Source organism: Streptomyces sp. NPDC043876 (assembly GCF_056435825.1).
Genome location: NZ_JBWKDV010000007.1, coordinates 25,190 through 51,760 on the forward strand (window position 1 = coordinate 25,190; position 26,571 = coordinate 51,760).

Annotated in this window: 25 protein-coding genes and 1 pseudogene; 14 read left to right on the forward strand and 12 right to left on the reverse strand. The window is 72.9% G+C overall.

The window, feature by feature from the left end; all coding sequences use genetic code 11:
- Positions 1-189: 189 nt before the first annotated feature.
- Positions 190-1,581, reverse strand: coding sequence for an aspartate aminotransferase family protein (locus tag AC0693_RS21890; RefSeq protein WP_356406445.1), 1,392 nt, complete (start codon positions 1,579-1,581; stop codon positions 190-192).
- Positions 1,582-1,815: 234 nt separating this feature from the next.
- Here AC0693_RS21890 and AC0693_RS21895 point away from each other — a divergent pair, with 234 nt between their 5' ends.
- The 8 genes from AC0693_RS21895 to AC0693_RS21930 all read left to right on the forward strand — a co-directional run bounded on the left by AC0693_RS21895 (position 1,816) and on the right by AC0693_RS21930 (position 9,833).
- Entirely contained in the window at positions 1,816-2,220 is a 405-nt protein-coding gene (locus tag AC0693_RS21895; RefSeq protein ID WP_468469818.1) for a nuclear transport factor 2 family protein, read from the forward strand.
- Positions 2,221-2,382: 162 nt separating this feature from the next.
- Positions 2,383-3,342, forward strand: coding sequence for an alpha/beta hydrolase (locus AC0693_RS21900; protein ID WP_478802623.1), 960 nt, complete (start codon positions 2,383-2,385; stop codon positions 3,340-3,342).
- The gene (locus tag AC0693_RS21905; protein ID WP_478802624.1) at positions 3,335-4,537 is read left to right on the forward strand and encodes an acyltransferase family protein; all 1,203 of its coding nucleotides are present in this window, start codon (positions 3,335-3,337) and stop codon (positions 4,535-4,537) included. Before AC0693_RS21900 ends, AC0693_RS21905 begins: the two co-directional genes overlap by 8 nt.
- A gap of 10 nt (positions 4,538-4,547) precedes the next feature.
- Complete coding sequence (locus AC0693_RS21910) at positions 4,548-5,864, forward strand: sensor histidine kinase (RefSeq protein ID WP_469319774.1); 1,317 nt, start codon at positions 4,548-4,550, stop codon at positions 5,862-5,864.
- Positions 5,865-5,881: 17 nt separating this feature from the next.
- On the forward strand, positions 5,882-6,532 hold the full coding sequence (locus tag AC0693_RS21915; protein ID WP_468470046.1) for a response regulator: 651 nt from the start codon (positions 5,882-5,884) through the stop codon (positions 6,530-6,532).
- An 87-nt stretch (positions 6,533-6,619) separates the two neighbouring features.
- Positions 6,620-7,939 carry a sensor histidine kinase gene (locus tag AC0693_RS21920; RefSeq protein WP_469331303.1) on the forward strand — a complete coding sequence of 440 codons (1,320 nt, stop codon included), beginning with the start codon at positions 6,620-6,622 and terminating at the stop codon, positions 7,937-7,939.
- Positions 7,936-8,595 (forward strand): response regulator transcription factor, encoded by a 660-nt coding sequence (locus tag AC0693_RS21925; RefSeq protein WP_356406428.1) that lies wholly within the window; start codon positions 7,936-7,938, stop codon positions 8,593-8,595. The genes AC0693_RS21920 and AC0693_RS21925 overlap by 4 nt, the downstream gene beginning before the upstream one ends.
- A gap of 26 nt (positions 8,596-8,621) precedes the next feature.
- Positions 8,622-9,833, forward strand: a complete 1,212-nt coding sequence (locus AC0693_RS21930; protein ID WP_478802625.1) for a cytochrome P450 — start codon at positions 8,622-8,624, stop codon at positions 9,831-9,833.
- Positions 9,834-9,897: 64 nt separating this feature from the next.
- Here the strand turns inward: AC0693_RS21930 and AC0693_RS21935 are convergent, their stop codons facing one another.
- The gene (locus AC0693_RS21935; RefSeq protein ID WP_478802626.1) at positions 9,898-10,344 is read right to left on the reverse strand and encodes a MarR family winged helix-turn-helix transcriptional regulator; all 447 of its coding nucleotides are present in this window, start codon (positions 10,342-10,344) and stop codon (positions 9,898-9,900) included.
- Between the two features lie 106 nt (positions 10,345-10,450).
- On the opposite strand from AC0693_RS21935, the gene AC0693_RS21940 reads away from it, so the two are divergent.
- A complete protein-coding gene (locus AC0693_RS21940; protein ID WP_469331295.1) occupies positions 10,451-10,870 on the forward strand; it encodes a nuclear transport factor 2 family protein in 420 nt (139 codons plus the stop codon).
- 42 nt (positions 10,871-10,912) lie between these two features.
- On the opposite strand, the gene AC0693_RS21945 is transcribed toward AC0693_RS21940, so the two are convergent.
- Both AC0693_RS21945 and AC0693_RS21950 read right to left on the reverse strand, forming a co-directional pair.
- Positions 10,913-12,487: an ABC transporter permease gene (locus AC0693_RS21945; protein WP_478802627.1), complete on the reverse strand. Its 1,575-nt coding sequence runs from the start codon at positions 12,485-12,487 to the stop codon at positions 10,913-10,915.
- Positions 12,484-13,434 (reverse strand): ABC transporter ATP-binding protein, encoded by a 951-nt coding sequence (locus AC0693_RS21950; protein WP_478802628.1) that lies wholly within the window; start codon positions 13,432-13,434, stop codon positions 12,484-12,486. Before AC0693_RS21950 ends, AC0693_RS21945 begins: the two co-directional genes overlap by 4 nt.
- Before the next feature lie 71 nt (positions 13,435-13,505).
- On the opposite strand from AC0693_RS21950, the gene AC0693_RS21955 reads away from it, so the two are divergent.
- Positions 13,506-14,072, forward strand: a complete 567-nt coding sequence (locus AC0693_RS21955) for a GbsR/MarR family transcriptional regulator (protein ID WP_478802629.1) — start codon at positions 13,506-13,508, stop codon at positions 14,070-14,072.
- A 347-nt stretch (positions 14,073-14,419) separates the two neighbouring features.
- Here AC0693_RS21955 and AC0693_RS21960 read toward each other — a convergent pair whose 3' ends face one another.
- A complete protein-coding gene (locus tag AC0693_RS21960) occupies positions 14,420-15,352 on the reverse strand; it encodes a diacylglycerol kinase family protein (protein ID WP_469319783.1) in 933 nt (310 codons plus the stop codon).
- Between the two features lie 184 nt (positions 15,353-15,536).
- Between AC0693_RS21960 and AC0693_RS21965 the strand changes: the two genes are divergently transcribed.
- The gene (locus AC0693_RS21965; RefSeq protein ID WP_330331271.1) at positions 15,537-16,820 is read left to right on the forward strand and encodes an adenylosuccinate synthase; all 1,284 of its coding nucleotides are present in this window, start codon (positions 15,537-15,539) and stop codon (positions 16,818-16,820) included.
- Between the two features lie 269 nt (positions 16,821-17,089).
- On the opposite strand, the pseudogene AC0693_RS21970 reads toward AC0693_RS21965, so the two are convergent.
- The 3 genes and pseudogenes from AC0693_RS21970 to AC0693_RS21980 form a co-directional block, all read right to left on the reverse strand.
- A pseudogene (locus tag AC0693_RS21970) lies at positions 17,090-18,231 on the reverse strand (DUF1906 domain-containing protein).
- Positions 18,232-18,801: 570 nt separating this feature from the next.
- A complete protein-coding gene (locus AC0693_RS21975) occupies positions 18,802-19,209 on the reverse strand; it encodes a hypothetical protein (RefSeq protein ID WP_478802630.1) in 408 nt (135 codons plus the stop codon).
- Positions 19,206-19,331: a hypothetical protein gene (locus tag AC0693_RS21980; protein ID WP_478802631.1), complete on the reverse strand. Its 126-nt coding sequence runs from the start codon at positions 19,329-19,331 to the stop codon at positions 19,206-19,208. Before AC0693_RS21980 ends, AC0693_RS21975 begins: the two co-directional genes overlap by 4 nt.
- A 254-nt stretch (positions 19,332-19,585) precedes the next feature.
- Between AC0693_RS21980 and AC0693_RS21985 the strand changes: the two genes are divergently transcribed.
- The gene (locus tag AC0693_RS21985; protein WP_478802632.1) at positions 19,586-19,906 is read left to right on the forward strand and encodes a putative quinol monooxygenase; all 321 of its coding nucleotides are present in this window, start codon (positions 19,586-19,588) and stop codon (positions 19,904-19,906) included.
- A complete protein-coding gene (locus AC0693_RS21990; protein WP_478738008.1) occupies positions 19,903-21,141 on the forward strand; it encodes a helix-turn-helix domain-containing protein in 1,239 nt (412 codons plus the stop codon). Before AC0693_RS21985 ends, AC0693_RS21990 begins: the two co-directional genes overlap by 4 nt.
- Before the next feature lie 105 nt (positions 21,142-21,246).
- Here the strand turns inward: AC0693_RS21990 and AC0693_RS21995 are convergent, their stop codons facing one another.
- The 4 genes from AC0693_RS21995 to AC0693_RS22010 form a co-directional block, all read right to left on the reverse strand.
- Positions 21,247-22,122 (reverse strand): alpha/beta hydrolase, encoded by an 876-nt coding sequence (locus AC0693_RS21995; RefSeq protein WP_478802633.1) that lies wholly within the window; start codon positions 22,120-22,122, stop codon positions 21,247-21,249.
- A gap of 194 nt (positions 22,123-22,316) precedes the next feature.
- On the reverse strand, positions 22,317-23,723 hold the full coding sequence (kynU, locus tag AC0693_RS22000; RefSeq protein ID WP_478802634.1) for a kynureninase: 1,407 nt from the start codon (positions 23,721-23,723) through the stop codon (positions 22,317-22,319).
- Entirely contained in the window at positions 23,716-24,564 is an 849-nt protein-coding gene (locus AC0693_RS22005; RefSeq protein WP_356406383.1) for a tryptophan 2,3-dioxygenase family protein, read from the reverse strand. Before AC0693_RS22005 ends, kynU begins: the two co-directional genes overlap by 8 nt.
- Positions 24,565-24,729: 165 nt before the next feature.
- The gene (locus AC0693_RS22010; protein WP_356406381.1) at positions 24,730-25,143 is read right to left on the reverse strand and encodes a DUF3151 domain-containing protein; all 414 of its coding nucleotides are present in this window, start codon (positions 25,141-25,143) and stop codon (positions 24,730-24,732) included.
- Between the two features lie 162 nt (positions 25,144-25,305).
- Here AC0693_RS22010 and AC0693_RS22015 point away from each other — a divergent pair, with 162 nt between their 5' ends.
- Positions 25,306-26,538: an IS701 family transposase gene (locus AC0693_RS22015; RefSeq protein WP_478802829.1), complete on the forward strand. Its 1,233-nt coding sequence runs from the start codon at positions 25,306-25,308 to the stop codon at positions 26,536-26,538.
- Positions 26,539-26,571 lie beyond the last annotated feature (33 nt).

Here is a 26,571-nt window from a genome sequence, read left to right on the forward strand (position 1 = left end):
TCCGTCTCCTTCGTAGAACTCCGGACACCTTAGGCCAGGCAGCGGCGCCGCGACCGGGACGCTGTGTGATCACTGCGTGGTCGTTGCGCGGACGCCTCGTGAGCGCCCCGCGGATGCGCGGTGCCCGCCGGGGGGTGCGGCCCCTCGGCGGGCGGCGCGCGGAAGCGGCCGGGGCGGCGGCGCGGCGGGCTATGCGGAGGCCGTGTGCCGGTCCGCGACCGTGAGGGCCTCGTCGAGCAGGGCCAGGCCCTCCTTCGCCTCCGCCTCCGAGATGGTGCAGGGCGGCACGACGTGGGTGCGGTTCATGTTCACGAAGGGCCACAGACCGGACGCCTTGCAGGCCGCCGCGAACTCGGCCATGGGCACGTTGTCGGCGCCCGCCGCGTTGTAGGGGACGAGCGGTTCGCGCGTCTCCTTGTCCCGTACGAGTTCCACCGCCCAGAAGGCGCCCAGGCCGCGCACCTCGCCGACCGAGGGGTGGCGCTCGGCGATCTCGGCGAGCGCCGGGCCGATCACGTTCGCGCCGAGGTGGGCGGCGTGCTCGACGACGCCCTCCTGCGTCATCGCGTTCATCGTGGCGACGGCGGCTGCGCAGGCGAGCGGGTGCCCGGAGTAGGTCAGTCCGCCCGGGTAGGGGCGCGTGGCGAAGGTGTCGGCGATGGCGCCGGAGATCGCGACGCCGCCGAGCGGTACGTAGCCGCTGTTGACGCCCTTGGCGAAGCACAGCAGGTCGGGCGTGACGTCCCAGTGCTCGGCGGCGAACCACCTGCCGGTGCGGCCGAAGCCGGACATGACCTCGTCCAGGATGAAGACGATGCCGTAGCGGTCGCACAGGGCGCGGACCCCGGCGAGGTAGCCGGGCGGCGGGGTCATGATCCCGGCCGTGCCCGGTACCGACTCCAGGATGATCGCGGCGATGGACTGCGGTCCCTCGAAGGCGATGGTGTCGGCGAGGTGGCGCAGGGCGCGCTCGCACTCCTGCTCCTCGGTCTCGGCGTGGAAGGCCGAGCGGTAGAGGTAGGGGCCCCAGAAGTGCACGACCCCGGCCGAGGCGGTGTCGGAGGGCCAGCGGCGCGGGTCGCCGGTCAGGTTGATCGCCGCGGCGGTCGCGCCGTGGTAGGAGCGGTACGCCGACATGACCTTCTGGCGGCCGGTGTGCAGCCGGGCCATCCGGACGGCGTTCTCGACGGCTTCGGCGCCGCCGTTGGTGAAGAAGATCTTGTCCAGGTCGCCGGGCGTGCGCTCGGCGATCAGACGGGCCGCCTCGGAGCGGACGTCGACCGCGAAGCCGGGGGCCAGGGTGCACAGCCTGGCGGCCTGCTCCTGGATCGCGGCGACCACCTTCGGGTGCTGGTGGCCGATGTTGGTGTTCACCAGCTGGGAGGCGAAGTCGAGGTAGCGCCCGCCCTCGTAGTCCCAGAAGTACGACCCCTCGGCCCCGGCGACGGCGAGCGGGTCGATCAGGGCCTGGGCGGACCAGGAGTGGAAGACGTGGGCGCGGTCGGCGGCCTTGACGGCCGCACCGGCGCCCGGGTCGGCGGACACGGCGTGGGGAGCGGCGTGCGGGACATGAGGGGTCATGCGAGCAGGCTAGAAGTGCGCAGGTGGGAGGGGATATCGGCGGTCTGTATGGGGCTGGGGCGCGGACCTCGGCAACCTGTCCGGGTGACGGGCCGGACGACGGGTCGGGGGCGGGGCGCGATTCCTACTGTTTCGTCCTATGGGAACGCAGGGTGAGCCCATGATTGTGTCGACCTCAATAAGCCTGTACGCAATGCTTGTTGCGCAGGTCACAGGCGTCGCACACTGCCGCTCATGGAGCCGTTGAACGTAGTTGCAGAACTGTGGGAGCGGATAGAGGCCCGGGACTGGGACGGGGTCGGCGCGCTGATCGCGCACGACGCGGTGATCGAATGGCCGGTCAGCGGGGAGCGGATCGTCGGGCGCGCCAACTTCATCGCCGTGAACAGTGACGGCGCGGCGGACGCCGACGCGGACGCGGAGGGGCGGTCCGTGGAGGTGCTGCGGATCCTCGCCGACGGTGATTTCGTCGTCACCGAGGTCGAGATCCCGCAGGACCACGTCGTGTACCGGGCGGTGTCGCTGTGGACGGTACGGGCCGGGGAGGTCGTCGAGGCGCGCGAGTACTGGACCAGCCCCGGCCAGGACCCCGCGCCGCGCTGGCGCGCGGGGTACGTGGAACCCCTGGTCGCGGACTGAGCGTGCCGTGTCACCCAGTCGCCGACTGAGCGTGCCGTGTCACCCATGTAATACCTGAGAGCTACGCGGAAACCCCACTCCCTGGCGTGACGCTGACGACGGATCTCGGTTCATAGCTTCGGTACCGGAGAGAACGCCCCTCTGGACCGAAGGACCAGCCACATGTCGCTCAGCGCGCACAGCCGCCCCGTACGACTGCGCCGTGCGCTGCTCGCCGGGCTCATCACCGCGTCGGTCGTCCTCCCCGTGTCCGGCGCCGCGCCGCCCCAGGTCCCCGCTCCGGCGGCCGTGCGGTTCTCCGCGGAAGCCAGCGCCTCCGAGCGGTACGCCGCCAGCCTCACCAACCTGCGCGAGGCGGCCCGCATGGCCGAGGACGCGGGGCGCCCGGAGCGGGCCGCCAAGCTGCGGGCCATGACGGCGGGCGGCGCAGCGCGCTTCCTGTCCTTCGACGGCAGGGGGACGGGGCGGGCCGTCGAGGTGCTGGGCGACCTGGATACGGCGGACCGCATCGCGGTCCTGGTCCCGGGGTCCGACACCACCCTCGACACCTACCAGCGGTTCCGTGCCGGAGCCCTCGCCCTCCAGCAGCGCCTCCGGACCGAGCATCCGCGCTCCGCGGTGGTCGCCTGGCTGGGGTACGACACCCCGGGCACGGTCAGCACCACCGTCCTGACCACGGACCGTGCCGAGGACGGGGCGAGGAAGCTGGCCCCGTTCCTGGAGGAGCTGCGGCGGCTGGGCGGGAGCGACGCGCGGCTGTCGCTGCTCTGCCACTCCTACGGCTCGGTGGTCTGCGCCCGGACCGGGACCGGCCCTCGCGTCACCGACATGGCGTTGTACGGCAGCCCGGGGACCGGCGCCGACACCGCCGCCCAGCTGCCCACCGGCGCCCGGGTGTGGGCGGGGCGCGGCGGCGACGACTGGATCGCGGAGGTGCCGCACGTGCGCATCGCCGGGCTCGGTTTCGGTACGGATCCGGTGGATCCCGCGTTCGGTGCCCGTGTCTTCGACGCCGGGGCCGGTGGGCACAGCGACTACCTCCGGCCCGGGACGACCTCCCTCGACAGCCTCGCCCGGATCGTTCTGGGCACCGGCGCCCCCACGGAGGCCCCCCGTGCATGAGCTCCGGGCCCGCTGGGCCGCTCTGGCCCGCCGCACCGACGCCGCCACACCCGCCGACCGGGACCGGACCGTGGACGCGCTGCGCGCCTTCGCGATCCTCGGGGTGGTGCTGGGGCACTGGCTGGTCACCTCGCTGAACACCACCGAGGGCGGGCCGGCCACGAGCAGCCCGCTGGCGTCCATGCCCTGGCTCGCGCCGCTGTCGTGGGTGCTCCAGACGCTGGCCGTGTTCTTCCTCGTGGGCGGTCGGGTGGGGGCGTTGGGCTACGCGTCGGCCCGGGCGGCCGGCGTCTCGTACGGGCAGTGGATCGGGCGGCGGCTGGGGCGGCTGTTCCGGCCGGTCGCGGCGGTGCTCGTGGTGTGGACGCTCGTGGCAGGCGCGCTGCTGGCCTCCGGGGTCGAGTACGGCACGGTGCGCGGGCTGGTGAAGCTGGTCCTGTCCCCGATGTGGTTCCTGCTGGTGTTCGCGGGGCTGACGGCGCTGACTCCGCTGGTGGCCCGGTTGAGCCCGCTGGGGCCGCTGGCCGTCGTCGCCGTGGTGGACGTGTGGCGGTTCGCCCTGGGCGGGCCCGCCTGGATCGGCTGGGTCAATGTGGTGGCCGGGTGGCTTGTGCCCTACACCCTGGGGGCCGCGTGGGCACGGGGCGCCTTCGCCCGGCGCACCCCGGCCGTCCTGCTGCTCGCGGGCGGGGCGGTGGGCACCGCCGCCCTGGTCCTGGGGTGCGGTTACCCGGCGTCGATGGTGGGTGTCCCGGGGGCCGCGGTCTCCAACCTGAATCCGCCGACGCTGGCGGCGGTCGCTTTCGGGCTGGCCCAGTGCGCGCTGGCGCTGCTGGTACGGGGGCCGCTGGCGCGGGTCATGCGCCGGCCGATGGCGTGGGCGGGGGTGGCGCTGGTCAACCTGTCCGCGATGACGGTCTTCCTGTGGCACCAGAGCGCGATGATGTCCGTCACCGCGCTCGGTCTGCTCGGCGGGGTGGACCTGCCCGGTCTGCACACCGTCCCGGACTCCCTGGCGTGGATGGGTGCCCGGCTGCTGTGGCTGCCGGTCTTCGCGGCAGCGCTGCTGGTCTGCTGGGCGGCCTTCCGCACGTTCGAGCAGGGCGGCCGCAAGCGGCGGTCGGCCGGCACCTCGCGCATCGTGCGCACCGCAGGCACCGCGGCTCCTCCCGTGAAGGCCGCCGCCCGTGCCTAGGGTGAGCCTCGTGAAAGAGCCGATCAAGACCGCGGGCAGCCGCCCTCCGAGGGCCCGCAGCATGCTGCGGGCCCTGCGGGAGGATCTGCTCACCGCCCGCTGGGACCCCCTGCCGAGGCTGTCCCGGCCGCGCTGGCTGGCCCGGCTGCCGCATCTGCTGACCGGCTGTGTGGCGGCGCTGTTCGGCTTCCTGGTAGGCACCCAGGCCAGCGCGCAGTACGAGGTGGACCATCTGCCGGCGGTCCTGCTGGGCGTGCTGACCAGCCTCTCCATCGTGCTGGCGATGTGCTGGCCGATGCTGGGCTGGTGGCTGGCACTGGCCGCGTCGGTGAGCGTCGCCGTCGTGATCCACCCCCATGTGATGCTGGGGCAGCCCTGGCCGTGGATCCCGATGGGCGCGTTCGCCTTCGCCCCGGTGGTGCTGCTGGTCGCCCTCCGGGTGCCGCCCCGCGTGACCGCGGGGGTCGTCGGCACCACCCTCCTCCTCAGCCTCGTCGGCGAGCTGGGCTTCCGCCCGCCGCCCGGCCGCTCCACCCTTACCGAGGCGGTGGTCGTCCTCGGGGTCGCCGGGGTGCTGGGGTACTCGCTGCGCGCCGTGCGCCTGGCCCGCGGCCGGCTGGTGGAGCAGGAGACCCTGACCGAGGCCGAGCGCGCCCAGCGCACGCTGCTGGAGGAGCGCAGCCGGATCGCGCGCGAACTGCACGACGTCGTCGCGCACCACATGTCGGTCATCTCCATCCAGGCACAGGTCGCCGTGCACCTCGCGGAGAATCCGTCCGACGAGCTCAAGGAGAACCTGGCCGGGATCCGGGGCAATGCGCTGGAAGCGCTGACCGAGCTGCGCCGGGTCCTGGGCGTGCTGCGCTCGGAGCATCCGGACGATCCGGCCAATCCGCACCACCCGCAGCCGACCCTGGCCGAACTCGACGCGCTCGTCGCCAATGTGCGGGCCGCCGGGATGGAGGTCACCACGCAGATCGCGGGCGAGCGGCGGGCGCTGTCCCCGGGGATCGAACTGACCGCGTACCGCGTGGTGCAGGAGGCCCTGAGCAACTGCCTGCGCCATGCGCCCGGTTCCAGGGTGGAGGTCGGCCTGGCGTACGGGCCGCATAGTCTGCACCTGTGCGTCGCCAACTCCGCACCGACCGCACCGGCTGCGCCGTCTCCGGGGGCGGGGCACGGACTGCTGGGCATGCGGGAGCGGGCGGGCATGCTGGGCGGTGAGCTGGCCGCCGGACCCCGGCCCGGCGGCGGGTACGAGGTGAGCGTGGTGCTCCCGCTGGATCCGCCGTCCGACGCCCTCGCCAAGGAGAGTAGAGACCAGTGACCACTCCGATCCGGGTCATGATCGCCGACGATCAGATGATGGTCCGCCAGGGCTTCACCGTGCTGCTCAACGCGCAGCCGGACATCGAGGTCGTCGGCCAGGCCGTCGACGGGGCCGACGCGATCGCCCAGGCCGCCGTGCTCGGGCCGGACGTCATCCTGATGGACATCCGGATGCCGGGCATGGGCGGGATCGAGGCCACGGAGGCTCTCACCACGGCGCCCGGCTCCACCGTGAAGGTGCTGGTGCTGACCACCTTCGACCTGGACGAGTACGTGTACGAGGCGCTGCGGGCGGGAGCTTCCGGGTTCATGCTCAAGGACGCCTCGGCGGACCAGCTCGCCGAGGCGGTGCGGGTGGTCGCGGCCGGGGAGGCGCTGCTCTCGCCGAACATCACGAAGCGCCTGATCACGGAGTTCTCCCGGCTGGGGGCGCCGCGGGCGCCTTCGAAGGAGCGCATCGCGGAGCTGACCGAGCGGGAGACCGAGGTCCTGTCCTTGGTCGCCCAGGGGCTGTCCAACGGGGAGATCGCGGCGCATCTGATCGTGGCCGAGCAGACCGTGAAGACGCATGTCGGCCGGATCCTGGTGAAGCTGGGCCTGCGGGACCGGACCCAGGCCGCCGTCTTCGCGTACGAGACAGGTCTGGTCCGCCCGTCGGGCTACTGACTACGCCGGGTAGTACTTGAGAGGGAGGCTGATAAGTCCCCATCAGCGGCGACGCGGACCACGGGCTCGGCGGCCTACGGTTCATAGGTGACCGAGACGACCACCGGGGCAGCCCCCCGGACCCCTGAGATCCGGCTGGCGTCGGGCTTCATGCACAGCCTGCGCCGGGACCTGTTCACCGATGCCCTCGCCTACCGACCGCTCATGCCCTTGCGCGTGGACAACCCCCTGATACGCCGGCTTCCCCAGCGGATCCGGCGCGAGGCCGCCTTCGCCCCCCACGCGGTGGTGGCCGCGGTCGCCTTCGTCGTCCTGCTCAACGCGGGGCGCGGCACAGGCTACGAATCCCCGCTGCGGACGCTGGTGATCGGGCTGCTGACCGCCGTACCGGTGGTGATGACGCTGGTGCGGCCGCTCGGGGCGTTCTGGGCTTCGATGGCCGTCATGGCGGTGCTGGCCGTGCTCAATACGGGCGGGTCGCTCTGGCCGTGGTCGCCCGGGTCCTTCTTCGCGCACCTGGCCGTGCTCACCCTCGTGGCGATCCGGACCGGCCCGCGGGTGGCGGCCTGGATGTGGGTGGTCAGTACGGGGGCCGGGGTCGCCTTGAGCGTGCTCCTGGGCCGGGGGCATTCGATCGGGACGATGCCCATGGTCTTCCTCTCGGCTTTCATCCTGCTGGCGGTCAGCGTCCGCCACATACGGGTGGCGGCCGAGCAGGAGGTCTCGGCGCAGCAGGAGGTGACGGCCGTGGAGCGGGACCGGCGCACCCTGCTGGAGGAGCGCACGACGATCGCCCGCGAGCTGCACGACGTGGTGGCGCACCACATGTCGGTGGTGGCGATCCAGGCGGAGGCCGCACCGTACCGGGTGGAGAACCCCCCGCCGGAGCTGGAGGCGGCCTTCGTCACCATCCGGGAGAACGCGGTGGCGGCGCTCACCGAGCTGCGGCGGGTGCTGGGCGTGGTGCGGTCCTCGGACTACGAGGCACCGGACGCGCCCCAGCCGACGCTCGCCTCGCTGGACGGGCTGCTGAGCAATGTGCGGGAGGCGGGGATGACCGTGGAGAAGACGGTGACGGGCGCGGTGCGCGAGCTGCCCCAGGGGGTGGAGCTGTCGGCGTACCGGATCGTCCAGGAAGCCCTGAGCAACACCCTGCGGCACGCGCCGGGTGCGGCGGCCGGGGTCGAGGTGTCGTACGTCCTGGGCGGGCTGGGGGTGCGGATCGTCAATGGCGCGTCGACCGAGGACGTCCGGCCCTCGCCGGGCGCGGGGCACGGCATCACCGGGATGCGCGAGCGGGTGGCCATGCTGGAGGGGGAGATGACGGCCGGCCGGACGCCGGACGGCGGGTATGAGGTAGCCGTGTTCATACCGGTGCGCCCCCGGCCCTCCGAGGACGCGGCATGACGATCCGGGTACTGATCGTGGACGATCAGATGATGGTTCGGGAGGGGTTCTCCGTCCTGCTCAACGCGATGCCCGGCATCGAGGTGGTGGGGGAGGCCGTCGACGGCCGGGAGGCCCTGGAGCAGGTGACGGCGCTGCGGCCGGACGTGGTGCTGATGGACATCCGGATGCCGGTGATGAACGGCCTGGAGGCGACGCGGCTGATCGTCGCGGCGGACGCGGCGGCGAAGGTGCTGGTGCTGACCACCTTCGATCTCGACGAGTACGTGTACCAGGCGCTGCGGGCCGGAGCCTCCGGGTTCCTGCTCAAGGACGCGTCCGCACGGCAATTGGCCGACGGCGTGCGGGTGGTGGCGTCCGGTGAGGCGTTGCTGGCGCCCTCGGTGACCAAGCGGCTGATCGTGGAGTTCGCGAAGCTCGCGGAGACGCCCCGGGTGGCGGAGCCGGGGACGGTGGAGGAGCTGACCGAGCGGGAGACGGAGGTGCTCATCCTGATCGCGCAGGGCCTGTCCAACGCGGAGATAGCCGACCGCCTGGTGGTCGCGGAGTCCACGATCAAGACCCATGTCAGCCGGATCCTGGTCAAGTTGGGGCTGCGGGACCGCACCCAGGCCGCCGTCTACGCGTACGAGACCCGCCTGGTCTCGCCCGCATAGGAGGCGCCGCTGCCTAAGGTACGGGGATGGACTTCGATCCGTGGGACGCCGCCTTCGTCGCCGATCCGTACCCGGCCTACCGGGAGTTGCGGGAACGCGGGCGGGCGGTGTGGTGCGAGGCCACCGGACAGTGGTTGATCCCGCACTACGCGGACGTGAACGCGCTGCTGCGGGACCGGCGGCTGGGGCGGACGTACCTGCACCGCTTCACCCACGAGGAGTTCGGACGCACCGCGCCGCCGCCGGAGCACGAGCCGTTCCACGTCCTCAACGGCAACGGGCTGCTGGACCTGGAGGACCCCGCGCACGCGCGGGTACGCCGCCTCGTCGCGAAGGCGTTCACGCCGCGCACCGTGGAGCGGCTCGCGCCCGCCGTGCAGCGCCTCGCCCGCGAGCTGACCGCCCGGTTCGTCGCGGCGGGCGGCGGGGACCTGCTCACCGCGGTCGCCGAGCCGCTTCCGGTGGCGGTGATCGCCGAGCTGCTCGGCATCCCGGAGGAGGACCGGGCTCCGCTGCGGCCGTGGTCGGCGGACATCTGCGGGATGTACGAGCTGCGGCCCGGGCCCGAGAGCGCCGCGCGGGCGGTCCGCGCGAGCCTGGAGTTCAGCACGTACCTGCGCGACCTGATCGCGCAGCGCCGCACGTCCCCGGGTCCGGACCTGATCTCCGCCCTGATCGCCGCGCACGACGAGGAGGGCGGCGGCCGGCTCAGCGAGCAGGAGATGATCTCCACCTGTGTCCTGCTGCTCAACGCGGGACACGAGGCCACCGTGAACACCACTGCCAACGGCTGGTGGGCCCTTTTCCGCAATCCCGGGGCGCTCGACCGGCTCCGCGCCGGGAATCCCGAAAAGTTGTCCACAGCTGTGGATGAACTCATGCGGTACGACACCCCGCTCCAGCTGTTCGAGCGCTGGGTGCTCGACGACATCCGCGTCGGGGACACCGTCATCCCGCGCGGCGCGGAGGTGGCGCTGCTCTTCGGCTCCGCCAACCGCGACCCGGCCCGCTTCACGCGCCCCGACGAACTGGACCTCTCGCGCACGGACAATCCGCACCTGAGCCTCGGGGCGGGAATCCACTACTGCCTCGGCGCCCCACTCGCCCGGCTGGAACTCAGCGCCTCCTTCGGGGCGTTGCTCGACCCGGCCGTCCCACCCCTGCGCCTGACGCGCGAGCCGCAATGGCGGGACGGCTACGTGATCCGCGGCCTGCGGGAGCTGCTCGTCGAATGCTGAGCCGAGCACCGAATCGAGTGCCGACTGGTGCGACTCGGCACGCCTCGGCCCTAAGTCCCAAGACCTAAGCGCTGAACGGGCCTTCGTCGACGAATCTGCGCAGTTGGCGGGCGAACGACCGCGCCTCCTCCTGCGGCCAGGAGCTGAGCGACGCCTCGATCCGGTCGGCGAGGCGCTGCCGCATCGTTTCCACCGTGCGCGTGCCCTCTTCGGTGAGGGCCAGGAGGACGGCCCTGCGGTCGGCGGGGTCGGGTTCGCGACGGACCAGGCCGCCGGTTTCCAGTCGGGACGCTCGCCTGCTGACGCCGGAGCGGTCCAGGCCCACTTCGACGGCCAGGTCGGCGGCGCTGCGCGGGCCGGTTCTGGCGAGGCCGCTGAGGACGGGGTAGGTGACCTCGTCGACGGCTTCGCCGAGGTTCTCGGTCAGGGCCTGGTAGAGCCCGGCTCTGAGGGTGCGTTTGAGCAGGTCGCCCAGGGCGTCGGCGGCCGCGTGACCCGTTTCGTTGTCCACATCCCGAAGAATAGCGTGCGCAGCGCACGCGATAAGGTAGTCTCCCTCCTGAAGCGTGCGTCGCGCACGCAATCCCGTGCAGGGACTCTTCGACCATGGAGACACCATGAGCAGCAGCACCCGCGCCCTCACCCCCGCCCGCACCGACATCGCCACCGCTCTCGGCGAACTGCTCTTCTCCCCGGAGTCCGACCTCCACGAGGTCGCCGACCGGCACTTCGCGCCCGGCTACCGGCAGCGCACGGACGGCGCTTGGGCCGACCGGGCCGGGTTCCTGGAGCACATCGCCCACCTGCGCACCGTGGTGGCCGAGGGCAGCGTCGAGGTGCACGAGGAGCTGACCGACGGGACTCTGTACGCCGACCGCCACACCGTCCGCGTCACCAAGAAGGACGGCTCCACCGTCCGCATGGAGGTCTACCTCTTCGGCGAGTTCGCTCCCGACGGCCGGTTCCTGCGCATCGAGGAGACCACCCTCATGCTGGACGGCGACCCGGCCGACCGAAACCTCGGCAGCGCCCGCTGAGCCCCCGCCCCAGAAGCCCCGGCCCCAGGACCCCCGCCCCCGTCAGCCCACCAGGTCGCGCCGCCGCAGGGAGGCCAGGCCCGCCCCCGTGAGCACGGCCGCCAGCCCGGTCAGGGTCGCCACCGGTATCCACTCGACCGCCCCGGGCCCGGGCAGCCGGGGCAGGTGGGCGAAGGGCGACAGGTCCAGGGCGGCCTGCGGGAGGCCCAGCGCCGGGCCGACCCAGCCCAGGGCCAGCGCCGCACCCGCCACCGCCCAGGCGGCCACCGCGAACCGCGGCAGCGCGCCGTGCAGCAGCACCGCCAGCGCCCCGATCACCCACACCGCCGGAAGCTGCGCGAGGCAGGCCCCCACCGCCGCGCCCACGTCCCGGCCGTGCCCCAGGCCCAGGCCGAGCCCGCCCAGGGCCAGGATCAGCGCCGAGCCGCCGAAGGCGATCACCAGATGGCCGCCCGCCCAGCGCAGGCGCCCGACGGCGGCCGCCAGCAGCGGTTCGGCGCGCTGCGCGTTCTCCTCGCCCCCGAGCCGCAGCACCGACGAGACGATGTACAGCGCCGCCACCATCCCCAGCATCCCGGCCATCGCCGCGAGGAAGGCGTCGGTCACTCCAGCCTGTCCACCCATCCGCTCGATGATCTCGCGGGTCTTCGCGTTGTCCCCGACCAGTTGGGCCACGCCTTCGGTCATCGCCCCGAAGGACGCCCCGGCCGCGAGGAACCCGGCGCTCCACCCCAGCACGCTCCCCCGCTGGAGCCGCCACGCCAGCGCCGCGGGCCCACCGAGCCGCCCGCGCGCCGGTCCCGGCCGGGCCGCGAAGAAGCTCATCCCCAGGTCCCGGCGCCCGGCCAGGACGTACGCGAGCACCAGCAGCACCAGGCAGGCCGCGGCGAAGAGGCCGAGCACCCACCAGCGTTCGGCGGCGAAGGCGCGTACGTTCTCCAGCCAGCCCAGCGGCGAGGCCCAGGTCAGCGCCGACCCCCCGGCGGCCCGGCCCGCGTCCCCGGAGGCCCGCAGCACGAACGCCGCGCCCAGCACCGCGCCCGCCATCCCCTTGGCCAGGCGCGCGCTCTCGGTGAGCTGCGCAGCGATCGCGGCCACCGCGGCGAACACCATCCCGGTCGCGCCGAGCGCGGCCCCCAGCGCCAGCGCACCGGCCGCTCCCCGGCCCGCCAGTCCGGCCGCGACCAGGACCGCGACGAGCGCGTTGGCGACGAGGGCGGCCAGCAGGGCGGCGGTCAGCGGGGCCGTGCGCCCCACCATGGCGGCGCAGAGCATCTCCTGACGGCCGCTCTCCTCTTCCTCCCGGGTGTGCCGGACGACGATGACGAGGCTCATGACCGCGGCGCACAACCCGGCGAAGACCCCGCCCCTCCACGCGCTGAGCGCGCCGATCGAATCGCCGAAGACCGGCCCGTACAGGGCGCGCAGCGAGCCGTTGGCGTTCATGGTGACGGCCAGTCGGGCCCGCTCGGCCGCCGTCCCGTACGCCGATTGCAGCGCGGCGGGCATGCTGAGCACCAGCAGCGAGACCACCCCGATCCACACCGGCATCAGCACGCGATCCCGGCGCAGCGCCAGCCGCAACAGCCCGCCCGTCCCGGCGAGGCGGCCCCTCATCGCGCGCCACCCGCCACCGCGCCGGGCTGCTCCCGCACGTCCTCGGCGGCGTCCGCTTCCCCGTCCGCCCCCGTGTAGTGGCGCAGGAACAGCTCCTCCAGCGTCGGCGGCGTGGACGTCAGCGAGCGGACCCCCGACGCGGCGAGGGCGCGCAGCACGGCGTCCAGCTTGTCGGTGTCGGCCTGGAGGCGGACCGTCAGGCCCCGCACCTCGACGTCGTGCACGCCGGGCAGGTGCGCGAGGCCGTTGGGGGCGGCGGCCAGCTCGGCGGTGATCGAGGTGCGCCTGAGGTGGCGCAGTTCGGCGAGGCTGCCGCTTTCCACGGTCCGCCCCTTGCGGATGATGCTGACCCGGTCGCAGAGGGCCTCCACCTCGCTGAGGATGTGCGAGCTGAGCAGGACGGTCCGCCCGGCGGCGCGCGCGTCGGCCACGCAGCCGTGGAAGACCTCCTCCATCAGCGGGTCCAGACCGGAGGTGGGTTCGTCGAGGATCAGGAGGTCGACGTCGGCGGCGAAGGCGGCGACGAGGGCGACCTTCTGCCGGTTGCCCTTGGAGTACGTGCGCCCCTTCTTGGTGGGGTCGAGTTCGAACCGCTCGATCAGCTCGGCCCGGCGCCTCGCGTCCAGTCCGCCGCGCAACCGCCCGTACAGGTCTATGACCTCGCCGCCCGAGAGGTTGCGCCACAGGGTGACGTCCCCGGGGACGTAGGCGACGCGCCGGTGCAGGGCGACCGCATCGGCCCAGGGGTCGCCGCCGAGGAGCACCGCGCTGCCGGAGTCCGCGCGCAGCAGACCCAGCAGGACCCGGATGGTGGTCGACTTCCCGGAGCCGTTGGGACCGAGGAAGCCGTGTACCTCGCCGGCCGCGACCGAGAGGTCGAGCCCGTCCAGCGCGTGGGTGCGGCCGAACGACTTGTGGAGTCCGGCGACACTGATGGCCTTCGTCATGTTCCGAAGGTACGCTGGTTTCATAATTTTGTGAAGGTTGGAAATCGAGTAAAGTCGGGAGGGTGGCGGACATGAAGACGAAGACCCAGACGAAGAAGCCGACGGGCCCGGAGCGGGCGGACGCGGACGCCGCAGCCCCGGTCCCAGCCCCAGCCCCGGCCCCGGCCCGCGACGAGGAAGCGGTCAACCGCTTCGTGGAGCGCTTCGCCTCGCAGCTGACCGAGGCGGGCATGCAGCGCATGGCCTCTCGGGTCTTCGCCGCCCTGCTGGCCAGCGACGTCGGGGCGATGACCTCGGCCGAGCTGAGCCTGGCCCTGCAGATCAGCCCCGCCGCGGTATCGGGCGCCGTCGGCTACCTCACGCAGGTCAACATGGTCAGCCGGGAGCGCGAACCGGGCTCACGACGCGACCGCTACGTCCTGCACAACGAGTTCTGGTACGAGACCTTCACCCGCCGCGACCAGATCCTCACCCTGTGGGAGAAGACCCTGCGCGAGGGCGCGATCGGCCTCGGCCCGGACACCCCGGCCGGAAGCCGCGTCGCCGAGACCGCGGCCTTCTTCGAGTTCATGCACGGCGAGATGCTGGACCTGATGGATCGCTGGCGCGCCCACCGCGCCACCCTCGACCTGCCCTGACCCGCACCCTCCCCCGCCCCAGCCCGCGCGCCCCCGGCGCCCACACCCAGCACCGGCCCCCCGGAGCCCCCTCCGCGAGCCACAGCACCGCGTCCCCCGCCGACCCCGGCGGCCAGGGCCGCCCCGGGAACCCGCCTCCCGAGCGGTCCCAGCGCCACCACCCCCTGACCCTCCCCGAGCAGCACCACCGGGCCCCCGAGCCGGCCCCGGCGCACGGTGACGCGGTACGGCCTCCAGGGAGCCGGGGTCAGCAGCGCGCTCCGGGCCCGCCGGGCGACGTACAACTCGCGCACCCCCAGCACCACCGGGCTCAGCAGCACCACCTCCCCCACCCCAGCCCACCCACCTCATCGCGGCAGCGTCAGCCCCCACGCCCCCGGCCGCAAGGTCCACGTCCGGCGCCGCACCGGGCCGGTGTCGGCGTGGTCGGCGCGGTAGCGGAAATCCGCGCCCGAAACCGTCACGGACAGCCCCCGTCCGATCACGGCGGGCTCGGCGTCCACCATCCGGACAACGACTTCGACCAATCCGTCGCGGGCCTCCACGGCCACGTCGGCGACCGCCCGGTCCACGTCGCTGACCAGCACTCCGTCCGCCTCCACCCGCAGGCGCAGCCGCTGTGCGGGGACCGCCCCGCGGCCCACGGGCGGCCGCACCAGGGTCCGCACCAGCGACCGGCACGCACTCCACACGGACAGCGCGCCGGGCGCCCCGGGCGCGGCCGCACGCCCCACCCCGGCCCCCGCGACGGCACCCCCGCCACCCCCCGCACCGACGGGCCGGCCGACCGGCCAACCGGACGGCGCGACTCCGGTCCGGCGGCCGGGCGGACCACCCGGCCCGGCGATCCGCAGACCCCCCAGCACCACCCCGTCACTGTCGTCGACCAGCAGGTCACGGGTGCGCACGGCCCCGTCGAGCACCGCCCGCGCCCCCGCCACGGCGCCCACCGGAACGCCCAGCGCGCGGGCCAGCGACAGCGATCCGGCGGCACCGACGGGCACCAGCGCGAGCGCCGCGTCGGCCAGCTCGCGGCGCCGGTGGAGCAGCCCCACGGTGCGCACCAGCGCCTGGTCGTCACCCACGATCACCGGCTGCCGATGACCCCGGCGGGCGAGGGCCCGCGCGAACTCCTCAAGGCTCTCGGGGAGGCAGATCTTCGTCGCCGCCCCCGCCGACAAGACATCCTTCGCGATCCGCACGGACTCGCCGTCGAGGCGGCGGGCGACCGGGTCGACGAGCACGAGCAGGCCGCCTACCGGCGCGCCCGCATGGCTCATGGTGGGCTCTGGAGCCGACACCTCGGTCCTTCCTCGGGTAGCATCTTTGTGCAAGAGGCCCTTGCGCTATTGCGCCAGGGCCTTCGTCTATTCCGGGGTACCGGTCCGACGGCTCAGCCTGCGGTGTACATCGTCGTACGCCCCCTGACCTTGGACATGCCCCATCCGGAAGAGGTGTACGCCTGTGCCCGCTCTTGTGCTGCTCGGAGCTCAGTGGGGTGACGAGGGCAAGGGAAAGGCCACCGACCTGCTCGGTGGATCCGTTGACTATGTAGTGCGTTACCAGGGTGGCAACAACGCCGGCCACACGGTCGTCGTGGGCGACCAGAAGTATGCACTGCACCTTCTCCCTTCCGGCATCCTCTCCCCCGGATGCACCCCGGTCATCGGCAACGGTGTCGTCGTCGACCCGGCCGTCCTGCTCTCCGAGCTGCGCGGCCTGAACGAGCGCGGCATCGACACCTCCAAGCTGCTCCTGAGCGGCAACGCGCACCTGATCACGCCGTACAACGTCACCCTCGACAAGGTCGGCGAGCGCTTCCTCGGCAAGCGGAAGATCGGCACGACCGGCCGTGGCATCGGCCCGACGTACGCGGACAAGATCAACCGCATCGGCATCCGGGTCCAGGACCTCTACGACGAGTCGATCCTCACCCAGAAGGTCGAAGCGGCGCTGGAGGGCAAGAACCAGCTCCTCGCGAAGCTGTACAACCGGCGGGCGATCGACGCCGCCCAGATCGTCGACGAGATGCTCGGCTACGCGGAGCTGATCAAGCCCTACGTCGCCGACACCACCCTCATCATCAACAACGCGCTCGACGAGGACAAGGTCGTGCTGTTCGAGGGCGGCCAGGGCACGCTGCTCGACGTCGACCACGGCACGTACCCCTTCGTCACCTCCTCGAACCCGACCGCGGGCGGCGCCTGCACGGGTGCGGGTGTCGGTCCGACGAAGATCAGCCGCGTCATCGGCATCCTCAAGGCGTACACGACCCGCGTCGGCGCGGGCCCGTTCCCGACCGAGCTGTTCGACGCGGACGGCGAGGCGCTGCGCCGCATCGGCGGCGAGCGCGGCGTCACCACCGGCCGCGACCGCCGCTGCGGCTGGTTCGACGCGCCGATCGCCCGCTACGCGACCCGCGTGAACGGCCTGACGGACTTCTTCCTCACCAAGCTCGACGTGCTCACCGGCTGGGAAGAGATCCCGGTGTGCGTGGCGTACGAGATCGACGGCAAGCGCGTCGAGGAGCTGCCGTACTCGCAGACCGACTTCCACCACGCGAAGCCGATCTACGAAACCTTCCCCGGCTGGTCCGAGGACATCACCAAGGCGAAGACCTTCGACGAGCTGCCGAAGAACGCCAAGGCGTACGTGAAGGCCCTCGAAGAGATGTCGGGCGCCCCGATCTCCGCGATCGGCGTCGGCCCCGGCCGCACCGAGACGATCGAGATCAACTCGTTCCTGTAGCCGGACCGGCGGCCCCGCGGGCCGCCACCCGGTACGACGCCCGAGGGGCGGACCGCCACACGCGGTCCGCCCCTCGTGCGTGGCGGGGCCGGGGGCGGGGGGTCGGTGAAGGCCTTGAGCCCCCTCAGGGTCGCCACCTGCGCGGTCGGCAGCGTGACGGTGATGCGCGTGGTTCCCGGCATGGCGCGAGCGTAGGGCGGCCCGCGCCGAGCAGGTGGGCAAGTCCCCGGGATCACCCGTCCGGGTGACAGAGCACGCGACGCGCGCGGCTACCGGGCCACCGGACCGTCCAGCCGGTTGCGGTCGATGGTGAGGGTTTCGCCGCCCCAGGTCTCCTTCACGTTGCCCGCGAACTGGTGGATGCGGGCGTCCTTCGGCCACAGGCCGGCGGTCAGCGGGCCCTGGTCGGCCGTCGTGTCCCGCTGGTCCCAGCGCGCGTACCAGAGTGCTTCGGGGAGCGGCGAACGGCCCGCGCGGGCCGCTTCGGCCAGGTCGCGGACGCCGGAGCCGAGGCTGGAGTAGAAACCGGCCCGGTAGCCGGATGCCTTCAGCTCCCGCGTCCAGCCCACCACCGCGTCCACGACGGCCCGGCCGCATGCCGCAGGCGCGTCCTTGACGGCGTACGACTCGACGTCCAGGTAGACCGGGCTGCCCTTGCCGATGCCGAGCGCGGTGAGCGCCGTACCGCCTCGCGCGCCTGGGCGCGGCCCTGTTCGACGGCGCGGGCGGGCTCGAAGCGCTCCGTCTTGTGCGGGTAGTCGTTGCAGGGGGCCTGCATGCCGACGTGCGCGGGGATCAGCCGCCACCCCATCGCGCGCACCTGCCGGACCCACTCGGCGGTCAGTTCGGGCTGCGCGCAGTGCCGTTGGCTGCCGCTGACATAGATGCCGACGGCCCGGTAGGGGGAGGTCCCGTACCAGGCGCGCATCGCCTTCACGGGGGGCGCGGCGCAGGCGTCGAAGCCGAGGCCGTGCACCACCTCGGTGGCCGGCGGGGCGGGGGCGGCCGCGAGGGCGGGGGCTCGGACGGTGGCTGGGACGGTCGCGCCGAGGAGGGCGAGGGAGGCGGCGGTCAGACCGAAGTTCCGCAGAAGAGTGCGCACCGACCGGGACCCTGCCGCCCGGATGCCGCCAAGTGGGGGACCCGTACGGCGTGTCGCCGCACGACCACCCCATCCGGTTTCGGCGTCCCGGGCCTTGACGCGGGGAGCGCCTTCCTTTGTACGTCGCCTGCGCATCCGGCACCTGTCCCGCCGGGCTCGGCTCCGCCGGGCGCGGAGCCGGATCCCTGCGCCCCATGGGCCGACCGCGTGGACCGGCACGCCCAGGCGGCGGCCGGAGGCGGCCGGAGGCGGTCGGAGGCCGCCTCCGTTGGCCGCCAACGGTCCGCTGTGGGTGGGCCGGACCACCATCGGCCCGCATCAGCGAACCTCGGCAGTCGGGGCCATCCACCAGCCGAGGGTGTTCCCGGTCCGACCCGGCCCCTCAAGGGCGCTCCTTCGTCGCGTCGCTACGCGATGGCCTGCGGCCACCCTTGACCGCCCGCGCCGGACCGGCAGGCAATGAATGCCTGGCGGAGGGCCCCGACAAAGGACGCCCAGGGGGAAGCGGTTCCCGACGACCGGGATCTCATCTCTGCGGCCGGGTCAGGTAGTCGTCAACGAACCGCGCGACCTGCTCGGTGTACTGCACACGTCTCTTCATCCCGTCAGAGCGTATGGAGGGGAGAACATCCCTGCCGGGAATATGGGCCCACCAGACCCGTCCAAGCGAAGTACGTCCAGGTCAGGACGGGAGATCGAGCGGATCGGGTCGTCTGGAGGCCCCGGCCGCGCCCGGGCCCGGCGGAGCTCTGCGTGGGCGGTTCCCCGCCTGGCACTCCTGGCCCCGCCCCGGGACATCGCGTCAGCGGGTGCCCAGGACGATGACGGTTAGCGCACCGAGCACGATCAGGACGTACAGGAGCTGGCGCAGGTGCTCGTTCACTGCTCCTGTTCCTGTTCCTGTCCGCCTGTCTCTTCCCGCTGTGCGCGGCGGCGGGTCTGGTGCTCGGCTTCTTCGGTGAGCAGGTCACGGATCGCTTCCGCGAGGGCGACCGCCTTCCGCCAACCGTCCGGAAGGCGGGTCGCCGTGTGCCACGCGGCCAGGGCGGCCGCGGCCGTAAGGGTTCGACGGCCTTCGGCCTTGAAGTGCGAGGACCGGACGCCATGAGCGAGGAGGCCGCCGCCTTCGCCCAGGTACGCCAGCCACTCCACGGTGGTCGCGCTGTCCGGCGGCTGCTCCGCGTGGGCGAGTACGTACGCCGCTTCCTGCGCGAGTCGCGACTCCCATCCGCCAGTCCGGATGGGGTCCTCTCCGGCCGCGCAGATCCGGGGCGCGGCGGTGTTCACAGCCGCACCAGGGTGTCCGGTGCCGCCGTGAACTCCAGGCCGTTCGGCGCCCGGACGAATGCGGTGCGGGTGTGCCGCGGTGCCCCAGCGACCGTGCCGACGTACTCCTCGACCACGGCCATCAACTCACCCTCACGATCGGACCTGGGGTCGCGGACTTGTCGGCGGAGGTGGGGGTGGTCGACGTGTCCGAATGCTTCGTTCGTCGGAATCTGGCGCATCACACATCTCCGTTCTTTTGGCTCCAGCCGCTCTATCACTGTGAGTAGTGGAATGACTACGACGCTACTCGCAGTTTTTCTGTGAGTCAAGAGAATCTGTTACTCGCAGGAAATCTGTGTACCTGCGAGACTGTCTGCGACCGAAAGGAGCACGTATGAGCGAGGGATTCGGCCTGGTCGTGCGGTTTTCACTCCGCGATCAGGCAGCGGCGGCGGCTTTCGACGAGCTGTGCGCAGCCACCCTGGAGGGCATCAAGAGCGCCGAGCCGGGGACGCTGACCTACGTGGTGCACGTGCCGGAGGGTGAGCCGCTCATCCGCGTGTTCTACGAGCTGTACGCGGATCGGGCGGCGTTCGACGCACACGAGGCCCAAGCCCACACGAAGCACTTCCTCGCCGAGCGGGAGCAGTACCTTGCCGGTGTCGAGGTCACGTTCCTCGAAGCGATCAGCGGGAAGGTGGCAGCACAGCAGTGAGTTCCGAGGAGCGGCGCGTCTTCGGCGCGCGAGTGGCCGACCTGCGCAAGCAGCGGGGAATGACGCAAGGGGAACTCGCCGCGGCCATCGGGCGGACGGCGAGCTGGCTGTCCCAGGTCGAGCGGGGAATCCAGCCGGTGAACCGCCTCGATGTGCTGCGCCTGCTGGCCGACGGGCTCGGTGTGCCGCTCCAGGTGCTCGAACCCGCTGCCCCGCCGCCGGCCGAAGCCGAGCCGACGCCTCAGCCGGAGACGAACGACCTGGATCAGGCCCGCCTCGTGCTGTCCGGCCATCCTGCGCTTGGCGTTCTCCTCAGCCCGCGCCAGGACTTCCGGCCCGACACGCTGGACGATCTGCGGGCAGCGGTCGTGAAGGTCTGGGATCTCACGCACGGGGACCGCTTCGCCGAACTGAGCGCCGCTGTCGGCCCCCTGGTACCCCGGTTGGAGCGGGCGAGCAGGACTGCGCCGGCGAAGTACCTGCCCGAACTGCACGATCTCCTGGCCAGGACCTACCAGGCGCTGGCAGCCGCGTTCGTCCGCCAGAACGAGGCGGACGCCGCATGGGTCGCGGCCGACCGGGCCATCCGCGAAGCGGAACTGTCCGGCGATCCACTCGGTGTCTTCGCGGGCGTCTACCGCCTGTGCCACGCGTTCGTCCGCCTGCAACACCTCGACCAGGCCGAGCACGCGGCCGCGACGGCGGTCAGTGCCCTACAGCACCACGCCGAGGTCGACGAGCCCGCGCCGCAGCACCTCTCCGTGTTGGGCTCGCTGCACCTGATGCTGGCGCTCGTCCACGCCCGCTCCGGTGACAGGCCGTCCGCACGCCGTGAGATCGATGCGGCCCGGGTCATCGCCCATCAGCTCGGCACGGACCGGAACGACTTCAACCTGGAGTTCGGCCCGACGAACGTGGAGGTCCAGGCGGTCTCCACGGCAGTCGACCTCGGTGACGCGGGCGAGGCTCTCGACATCGCCAAGGACCTCGACACCGCCGGTCTCTCCTCCGAGCGGCAGGCTCGTCTCCTCATGGACGTGGGCCGCGCACACGCCCAGCGCCGGCAGTACGCCGATGCCCTCGACAGCCTTCTGCGCGCCGAGGAGCTGGCCCCCGAGATGATCCACACGCATGTCGCCTCGCGGTCGGTCGTACATGACCTCGTACTCGTGGCGGGCCGTGCCGCCTCGGACGAACTCCGCGCCCTGGCCGAGCGCACGGACAGTCTCCCGTGAGGGCCGTCCGGTAGCGCGGCGCGGCGGACTCGTAGACCTCGATGTCCACGACGTCCATCGGTCGGTCACTCACATCGGCGGACCAGATGGCGTTCCCGGGTCCCGCTACCAGGCCAGTTGGGCGATTTCTTCCGAGACCACTGCGCAGGCGTCGGCCGAGGGGTCGATCAGGGGGAAGTGGCCTACGCCGTCCAGGAGGGTCAGGCCGACCATTTCGCCCGCTTGCGCGGCGGCGTCCACGTAGGCCTCCGCCACCTCCGGCGGGACCACGATGTCGTCGCGGCCCTGGACCAGGGTGGTGGCGATGCCCGTCGGGAGGAGGGCGGCCGGGTCGGCGTACGGGAGGCGGGCGGAGAAGTGTGCCGGGCCGCCCAGGAGCTGGGACGAGGCGCCGCCGCAGACGTCGCGGGACTCCGCCTCGCGGAAGTGGGCGATGGGGGCCAGGGCCACCACGCCGCGCAGGGGCGGCGGGGCCGGGAGTCGCCAGGGGGCGTCGGCGGGCAGGACGTGGCGGGCGGCGGCCCACAGGGCGAGGTGACCGCCTGCCGAGTGGCCGGTGACGACCATGCGGCGCGGGTCGATGCCCGGGAGGGCGGTCGGCACCAGGGCGGGGAGCGCGTCCAGGGCGGCGGCGACGTCGTCGAAGGTCTCCGGCCACCGGCCCGCGATCGGGCCCTCGGCCTGCTGGTGCGGGAGGGAACTGCCGCGGCGGTACTCCACGTTGGCGACGGCGAAACCCTGGCGGGCCAGGAAGTCCGCGAAGGGGGTGATGTGGTGGCGGTCGTAGGGGGCGCGCCAGGCGCCGCCGTGCAGGACGACGACCAGCGGGGCCGGGCCGGGGCCCGCGGCGCGCGGGGCGTAGAAGTCGATGACCTGGTCGGGGTGTTCGCCGTAGGCGGCGGTGGTGTCGGGCTCGACCGGCGGGTGGGAGAAGGCCGACGCGGCCTCGGCAGCGTCACGTTCCACTGCGGGGTCCGTCATCAGCTCAACCTCCGGTAACGCGTGGGACAGCGGGGACAGCAGAGCCGGCGGGTACATGTGTTCCGGGCAGAGCGGGACCGTATCAGGCTGGAACCCGGCGTTCCGTGCCACCCCGGGCGCACGGGGGCGCATATGCGGGGGCGGGCGGAGCCGCAGCCCCGCCCGCCCCCTTGCCGTGACGTTTCGCCCCGACATCACCCGTATATGTGACCCAGCGTCCGGGCGGCCCGCTCCGCGTCGGCGAAACCGACGTACAGCGGGGTGAAGCCGAACCGCAGCACGTCGGGGGCCCGGAAGTCGCCCACGACGCCGCGCGCGATCAGCTCGGCCATGACGGCGGAGGCGTTCTCGGTGCGCAGCGACACCTGGCTGCCGCGCTCCGCGTGCGCGGCCGGGGTCACCGACTCGACCGCGCCCTCGGGCACGTACGCCGCCACGCACTCCAGGAAGAAGTCCGTCAGCGCGAGGGACTTGGCGCGGACGGCGTCCACCGTCACGCCGTCCCAGGCGTCCAGGGCCGCTTCGAGGGCGAGCATGGACAGGATGTCCGGGGTGCCCACCCGGCCGCGGACGGCGCCCTCGGCCGGGGTGAAGCCGGGGGTCATCGCGAAGGGCTCCGCGTGGCCGTTCCAGCCGGGCAGCGGCGAATCGAAGTCCCGCTGGTGGCGGGCCGCGATGTAGAGGTACGCCGGGGAGCCCGGGCCGCCGTTCAGGTACTTGTACGTGCAGCCCACCGCGAGGTCGACGGCGTTGTCGTCGAGGTCCACGGGCAGGGCGCCCGCGCTGTGGCACAGGTCCCAGACGGTGACCGCGCCCGCCGCGCGGGCCGCCGCCGTCAGACCGGGGAGGTCGTGCAGGCGGCCGGTGCGGTAGTCGACGTGGTTGAGCAGGACGACGGCCGTGGACGGGCCGAAGGCCTCGGCGGCGCGGTCCGGGTCGACGGGGACGACGTTCAGGCCGGTCATCCGGGCCGCGGAGGCGGCTATGTAGCCGTCGGTGGGGAAAGTGGCCGCGTCGACCAGGAGGTCGGTGCGGCCTTCGCCCGCGAGGCGGGCGGCGCCGACCAGGGCCTTGAAGAGGTTGACGCTGGTGGAGTCGCCCACGACGGTCTGGCCGGGGGCCGCGCCGATGAGGGGGGCGATGCGGTCGCCGATCCGCTCGGGGGCGGTCCACCAGGTGCCCTCGGACCAGGAGCGGATGAGGTTCTCGCCCCACTGGCGGGTGACGACGTCCGCCGTCGTGGCCGCGACGCCTGCCGGGAGGGCGCCGAGGCTGTTGCCGTCCAGGTAGACGAGGCCTTCGGGGAGGGTGAAGCGGGTGCGGAGCTTTGCCAGGTCGTCCTTGGCGTCCAGGTCCGCGGCGCGGGCCTGTAGGGCCGATTCCTTCGGGGCGGCTGGCGTGGCCTGCGGGGCCGGTGTCGTGGCCTGCGGGGCGGCTGCGCCGGGCGTTTCGGGGCTCCGCCCCGGACCCCGCTCCTCAAACGCCGGAGGGGCTGGATGTGCCGGAACGGCGGCTGGATGTGCCGGAACGGCGGCTGGATGTGCCGGAACAGGGGCTGGGTGTGCCGGAACAGGGGCTGAAACAGCCGGGGTCTCAGACATGGCTGCGCGCCGTCCAGAGTTCCGGGAAGACGTTCTTCTGGGCGCGCTTCTCCAGCCAGGTGACGCCGGCCGAGCCGCCCGTGCCCGTCTTCGCGCCCATCGCGCGGCGGGTGGCGACCAGGTGGTCGTTGCGCCAGCGCCAGACCAGTTCCGCGACGTCGGTCAGGACCTCGCCGAGGCGGTGCAGGTCGCCGTGGGCGTCCGGGTCGGCGTACAGCTCGGTCCAGACGGCTTCCACGACCGGCGAGGGCTCGTAGCGCTGGGTGAGGTCGCGGCCGAGGACCGAGGCGGGGATCCGCAGGCCGCGGCGGGAGAGCAGGCGCAGCACCTCGTCGTAGAGGCTGGGCTCGGCCAGGGCCTTCTCCAGCTCCGCGTACACGCGCGGCGCGCCGCGGTGCGGGACCAGCATCGACGCGGACTTCTCGCCGAGGAGGAATTCCATGCGGCGGTACATCGCGGACTGGAAGCCGGAGCCCTCGCCGAGGGCGCCGCGGTACGAGTTGAACTGCGCCGGGGTGAGCTGGGCGAGGGGGCGCCAGGAGGCATTGAGGGCCTCCAGCTCACGGAGGGATCGTTTCAGCGCGTCCATCGCGACGGGGAGGTCGTCCTCGCGCAGGGCGCGGGCCGCGGTCTCCCACTCGTGGACGATGACCGTGAACCACAGCTCCATGACCTGGGTGGTGACCAGGAAGACCATCTCGCCCGGGTCGTCAGAGCGCAGGTGCTGGAGGTGGGTGAGGACGTCCGCCTGGACGTAGTCCTCGTACGGGGTCGTGCCGGCGAAGTCGAGGTTCGGGGTTTCCGAACCGCCCACTCCGGAGGCATCAAGGTTTTCCGACATCGCTGTCTCCTCGATATGAACTTCCGGGTAGCGGTCCGCCCCTTCCTGCTGGGTGAGTGGAGCTCCGGTCCCCTGCTCGCATCATAGGCCGGGGGCCCGCGGGGCCCGCCAGTGGAAGGTGACCACCTTCACACCTTCCCCGGCGGCCCCCGAGGAGCGCGGACCTCAGTTCAGGGTGTCGGCCGCCGTCGCCGAGGAGTCGCGCAGGAAGGTCGAGCAGCGCTCGTACTCCGCGTCCTCGCCGATGGCGTGCGCGGCGCGCGCCAGGGCGTGCAGGGCGCGCAGGAAGCCGCGGTTCGGCTCGTGCTCCCACGGCACCGGGCCGTGGCCCTTCCAGCCGGCGCGGCGCAGCGAGTCCAGGCCGCGGTGGTAGCCGGTGCGGGCGTAGGCGTACGACTCCACGGCGCGGCCGGCCTCGAACGCGTCGTCCGCCAGGCGGGCCCAGGCGAGGGAGGAGGTCGGGTACTTCGCGGCCACCTCGGCCGGGTCGGTGCCCGCGGCGAGGGCCTCGCGCGGCTCGGGGTCGTCGGGCAGGTGGGTCGGGGCAGGGCCGCCGAGCAGGTTCTCGTGAATCGACATGCCCCCAGTCTGCGGTACTGGCGGCCCCGTGGTGGGGGGCCCACCACACCGGGCGCGATGTGTGTGCCCGGCGCACCTCCCCCCGTGCGGGGGCCGCACCGGACGGTGGGGTCGAAGGTCGACAGTTGACTTGACGGGGGAAACACAGTGAGCACGAGCACCATGTACAGGAGTCATGTCCCGACCCGCCCGCGCAGCCGTAGCGGGCCCGGGCGCGTCGACGCGGGAGACCGCGCGCACGAGGCGGCCGCCGATCTGTGCGGGGCGGTCTTCGGTTCGCTGCGCCGCCGCGACCAGCGGGAAAAGGGCCTGCAGTACGTCCGGGGGCTGCTCGCGACGCCCGGCCGCAAGTCCATCCGCAACATCGCGCAGCAGATCGGCGGGCCCGCCGCCGAGCAGAGCCTGCACCACTTCATCGCCGGTTCCACCTGGGACTGGCAGCCGATCCGCACCGCCCTGTCGCAGTACCTGGAGCAGTCCTCGCCGCTGACGGCCTGGGTGGCCCAGCCGATGGCGATCCCGAAGGGCGGGGAGCACTCGGTGGGCGTGGGCCGCCAGTACGACCCGCACCGCGGGCAGATGTTCCGCGGGCAGCAGGCCTGCGGGATCTGGTTCACCTCGGCCGATGTGGTCACGCCCGTCGGGTGGCGGCTGTACCTGCCGGAGGAGGGCCCGTCCGCGGACGGACCCTCCGCAGAGGGTCCGGACGCCGCCGGGTTCGAGGGCGGCGAGCGGTCCGGGGAGACGTACGAGGAGTGCGCGGTGACCGGGGTGCTGGACGCCGTGCGCCAGGTCGCGGTGCCGCCGCGGCCGGTGCTGCTGGACATCCAGAACATCGGCACCCGCTCCACGATGAACCGGTTCGCCGACGCGAAGCTGCCGGTCCTGGCCCGGATCAGTCCGGCCGCCCGGCTCCTGGTGACCGACCCGGCGCTCCCCGGGCACGGCGCGGGGACCCTGGCGGCGCGGGACGTGCTGCAGAACGTACGGGCGCTGCGCACGCCCGTCGAGTGGGCCGACCCCCTGTACCCGGGCCAGCGGCGCACCTCGCTGGTGGCCGCGGTGCGCGTGATGATGCCGGACCCCTCGCCCGCGCGGCGCCGCCACCTGACCCTGCTCGGCGAATGGACGGATGCCCGCAGCATGCCCACGCAGCTGTGGGTGACGGACCTGGCCCGGCCGGTGCCGGTGACCCCGGCGGTGCTGTTGCGGATGACGAAGCAGGCGCGCCGGGTGTCGGCGACCTCGGCGCGCAGCGTGCAGGAGGTCGGCCTGCGGGACTTCGCGGGGCGCTCGCTGCCGGGCTGGCACCGGCACGTGACGATGGCCTCGGTGGCGCACGCGGCGCGCTGCCTGTCGGAAACCGGGATGCCGGTGGGGCGGGACCTTCTCTAGGGTCGTGCCGTAACTCGATGGAGGATGACGGGG

Excerpts from the sequence above, each read along its gene's own strand:
- kynU (WP_478802634.1), bottom strand. The coding sequence starts at position 23,723 with ATGTCTGAGACCCCGGCTGTTTCAGCCCCTGTTCCGGCACACCCAGCC.
- AC0693_RS21900 (WP_478802623.1), top strand. The coding sequence starts at position 2,383 with ATGTCGCTCAGCGCGCACAGCCGCCCCGTACGACTGCGCCGTGCGCTG.
- AC0693_RS21915 (WP_468470046.1), top strand. The coding sequence starts at position 5,882 with ATGATCGCCGACGATCAGATGATGGTCCGCCAGGGCTTCACCGTGCTG.
- AC0693_RS22010 (WP_356406381.1), bottom strand. The coding sequence starts at position 25,143 with ATGTCGATTCACGAGAACCTGCTCGGCGGCCCTGCCCCGACCCACCTG.
- AC0693_RS21925 (WP_356406428.1), top strand. The coding sequence starts at position 7,936 with ATGACGATCCGGGTACTGATCGTGGACGATCAGATGATGGTTCGGGAG.
- AC0693_RS21940 (WP_469331295.1), top strand. The coding sequence starts at position 10,451 with ATGAGCAGCAGCACCCGCGCCCTCACCCCCGCCCGCACCGACATCGCC.
- AC0693_RS21995 (WP_478802633.1), bottom strand. The coding sequence starts at position 22,122 with ATGACGGACCCCGCAGTGGAACGTGACGCTGCCGAGGCCGCGTCGGCC.
- AC0693_RS21950 (WP_478802628.1), bottom strand. The coding sequence starts at position 13,434 with ATGACGAAGGCCATCAGTGTCGCCGGACTCCACAAGTCGTTCGGCCGC.
- AC0693_RS21945 (WP_478802627.1), bottom strand. The coding sequence starts at position 12,487 with ATGAGGGGCCGCCTCGCCGGGACGGGCGGGCTGTTGCGGCTGGCGCTG.
- AC0693_RS21930 (WP_478802625.1), top strand. The coding sequence starts at position 8,622 with ATGGACTTCGATCCGTGGGACGCCGCCTTCGTCGCCGATCCGTACCCG.
- AC0693_RS21955 (WP_478802629.1), top strand. The coding sequence starts at position 13,506 with ATGAAGACGAAGACCCAGACGAAGAAGCCGACGGGCCCGGAGCGGGCG.
- AC0693_RS21960 (WP_469319783.1), bottom strand. The coding sequence starts at position 15,352 with ATGAGCCATGCGGGCGCGCCGGTAGGCGGCCTGCTCGTGCTCGTCGAC.
- AC0693_RS21890 (WP_356406445.1), bottom strand. The coding sequence starts at position 1,581 with ATGACCCCTCATGTCCCGCACGCCGCTCCCCACGCCGTGTCCGCCGAC.
- AC0693_RS22005 (WP_356406383.1), bottom strand. The coding sequence starts at position 24,564 with ATGTCGGAAAACCTTGATGCCTCCGGAGTGGGCGGTTCGGAAACCCCG.
- AC0693_RS21985 (WP_478802632.1), top strand. The coding sequence starts at position 19,586 with ATGAGCGAGGGATTCGGCCTGGTCGTGCGGTTTTCACTCCGCGATCAG.
- AC0693_RS21895 (WP_468469818.1), top strand. The coding sequence starts at position 1,816 with ATGGAGCCGTTGAACGTAGTTGCAGAACTGTGGGAGCGGATAGAGGCC.
- AC0693_RS21980 (WP_478802631.1), bottom strand. The coding sequence starts at position 19,331 with ATGGCCGTGGTCGAGGAGTACGTCGGCACGGTCGCTGGGGCACCGCGG.
- AC0693_RS22015 (WP_478802829.1), top strand. The coding sequence starts at position 25,306 with ATGTACAGGAGTCATGTCCCGACCCGCCCGCGCAGCCGTAGCGGGCCC.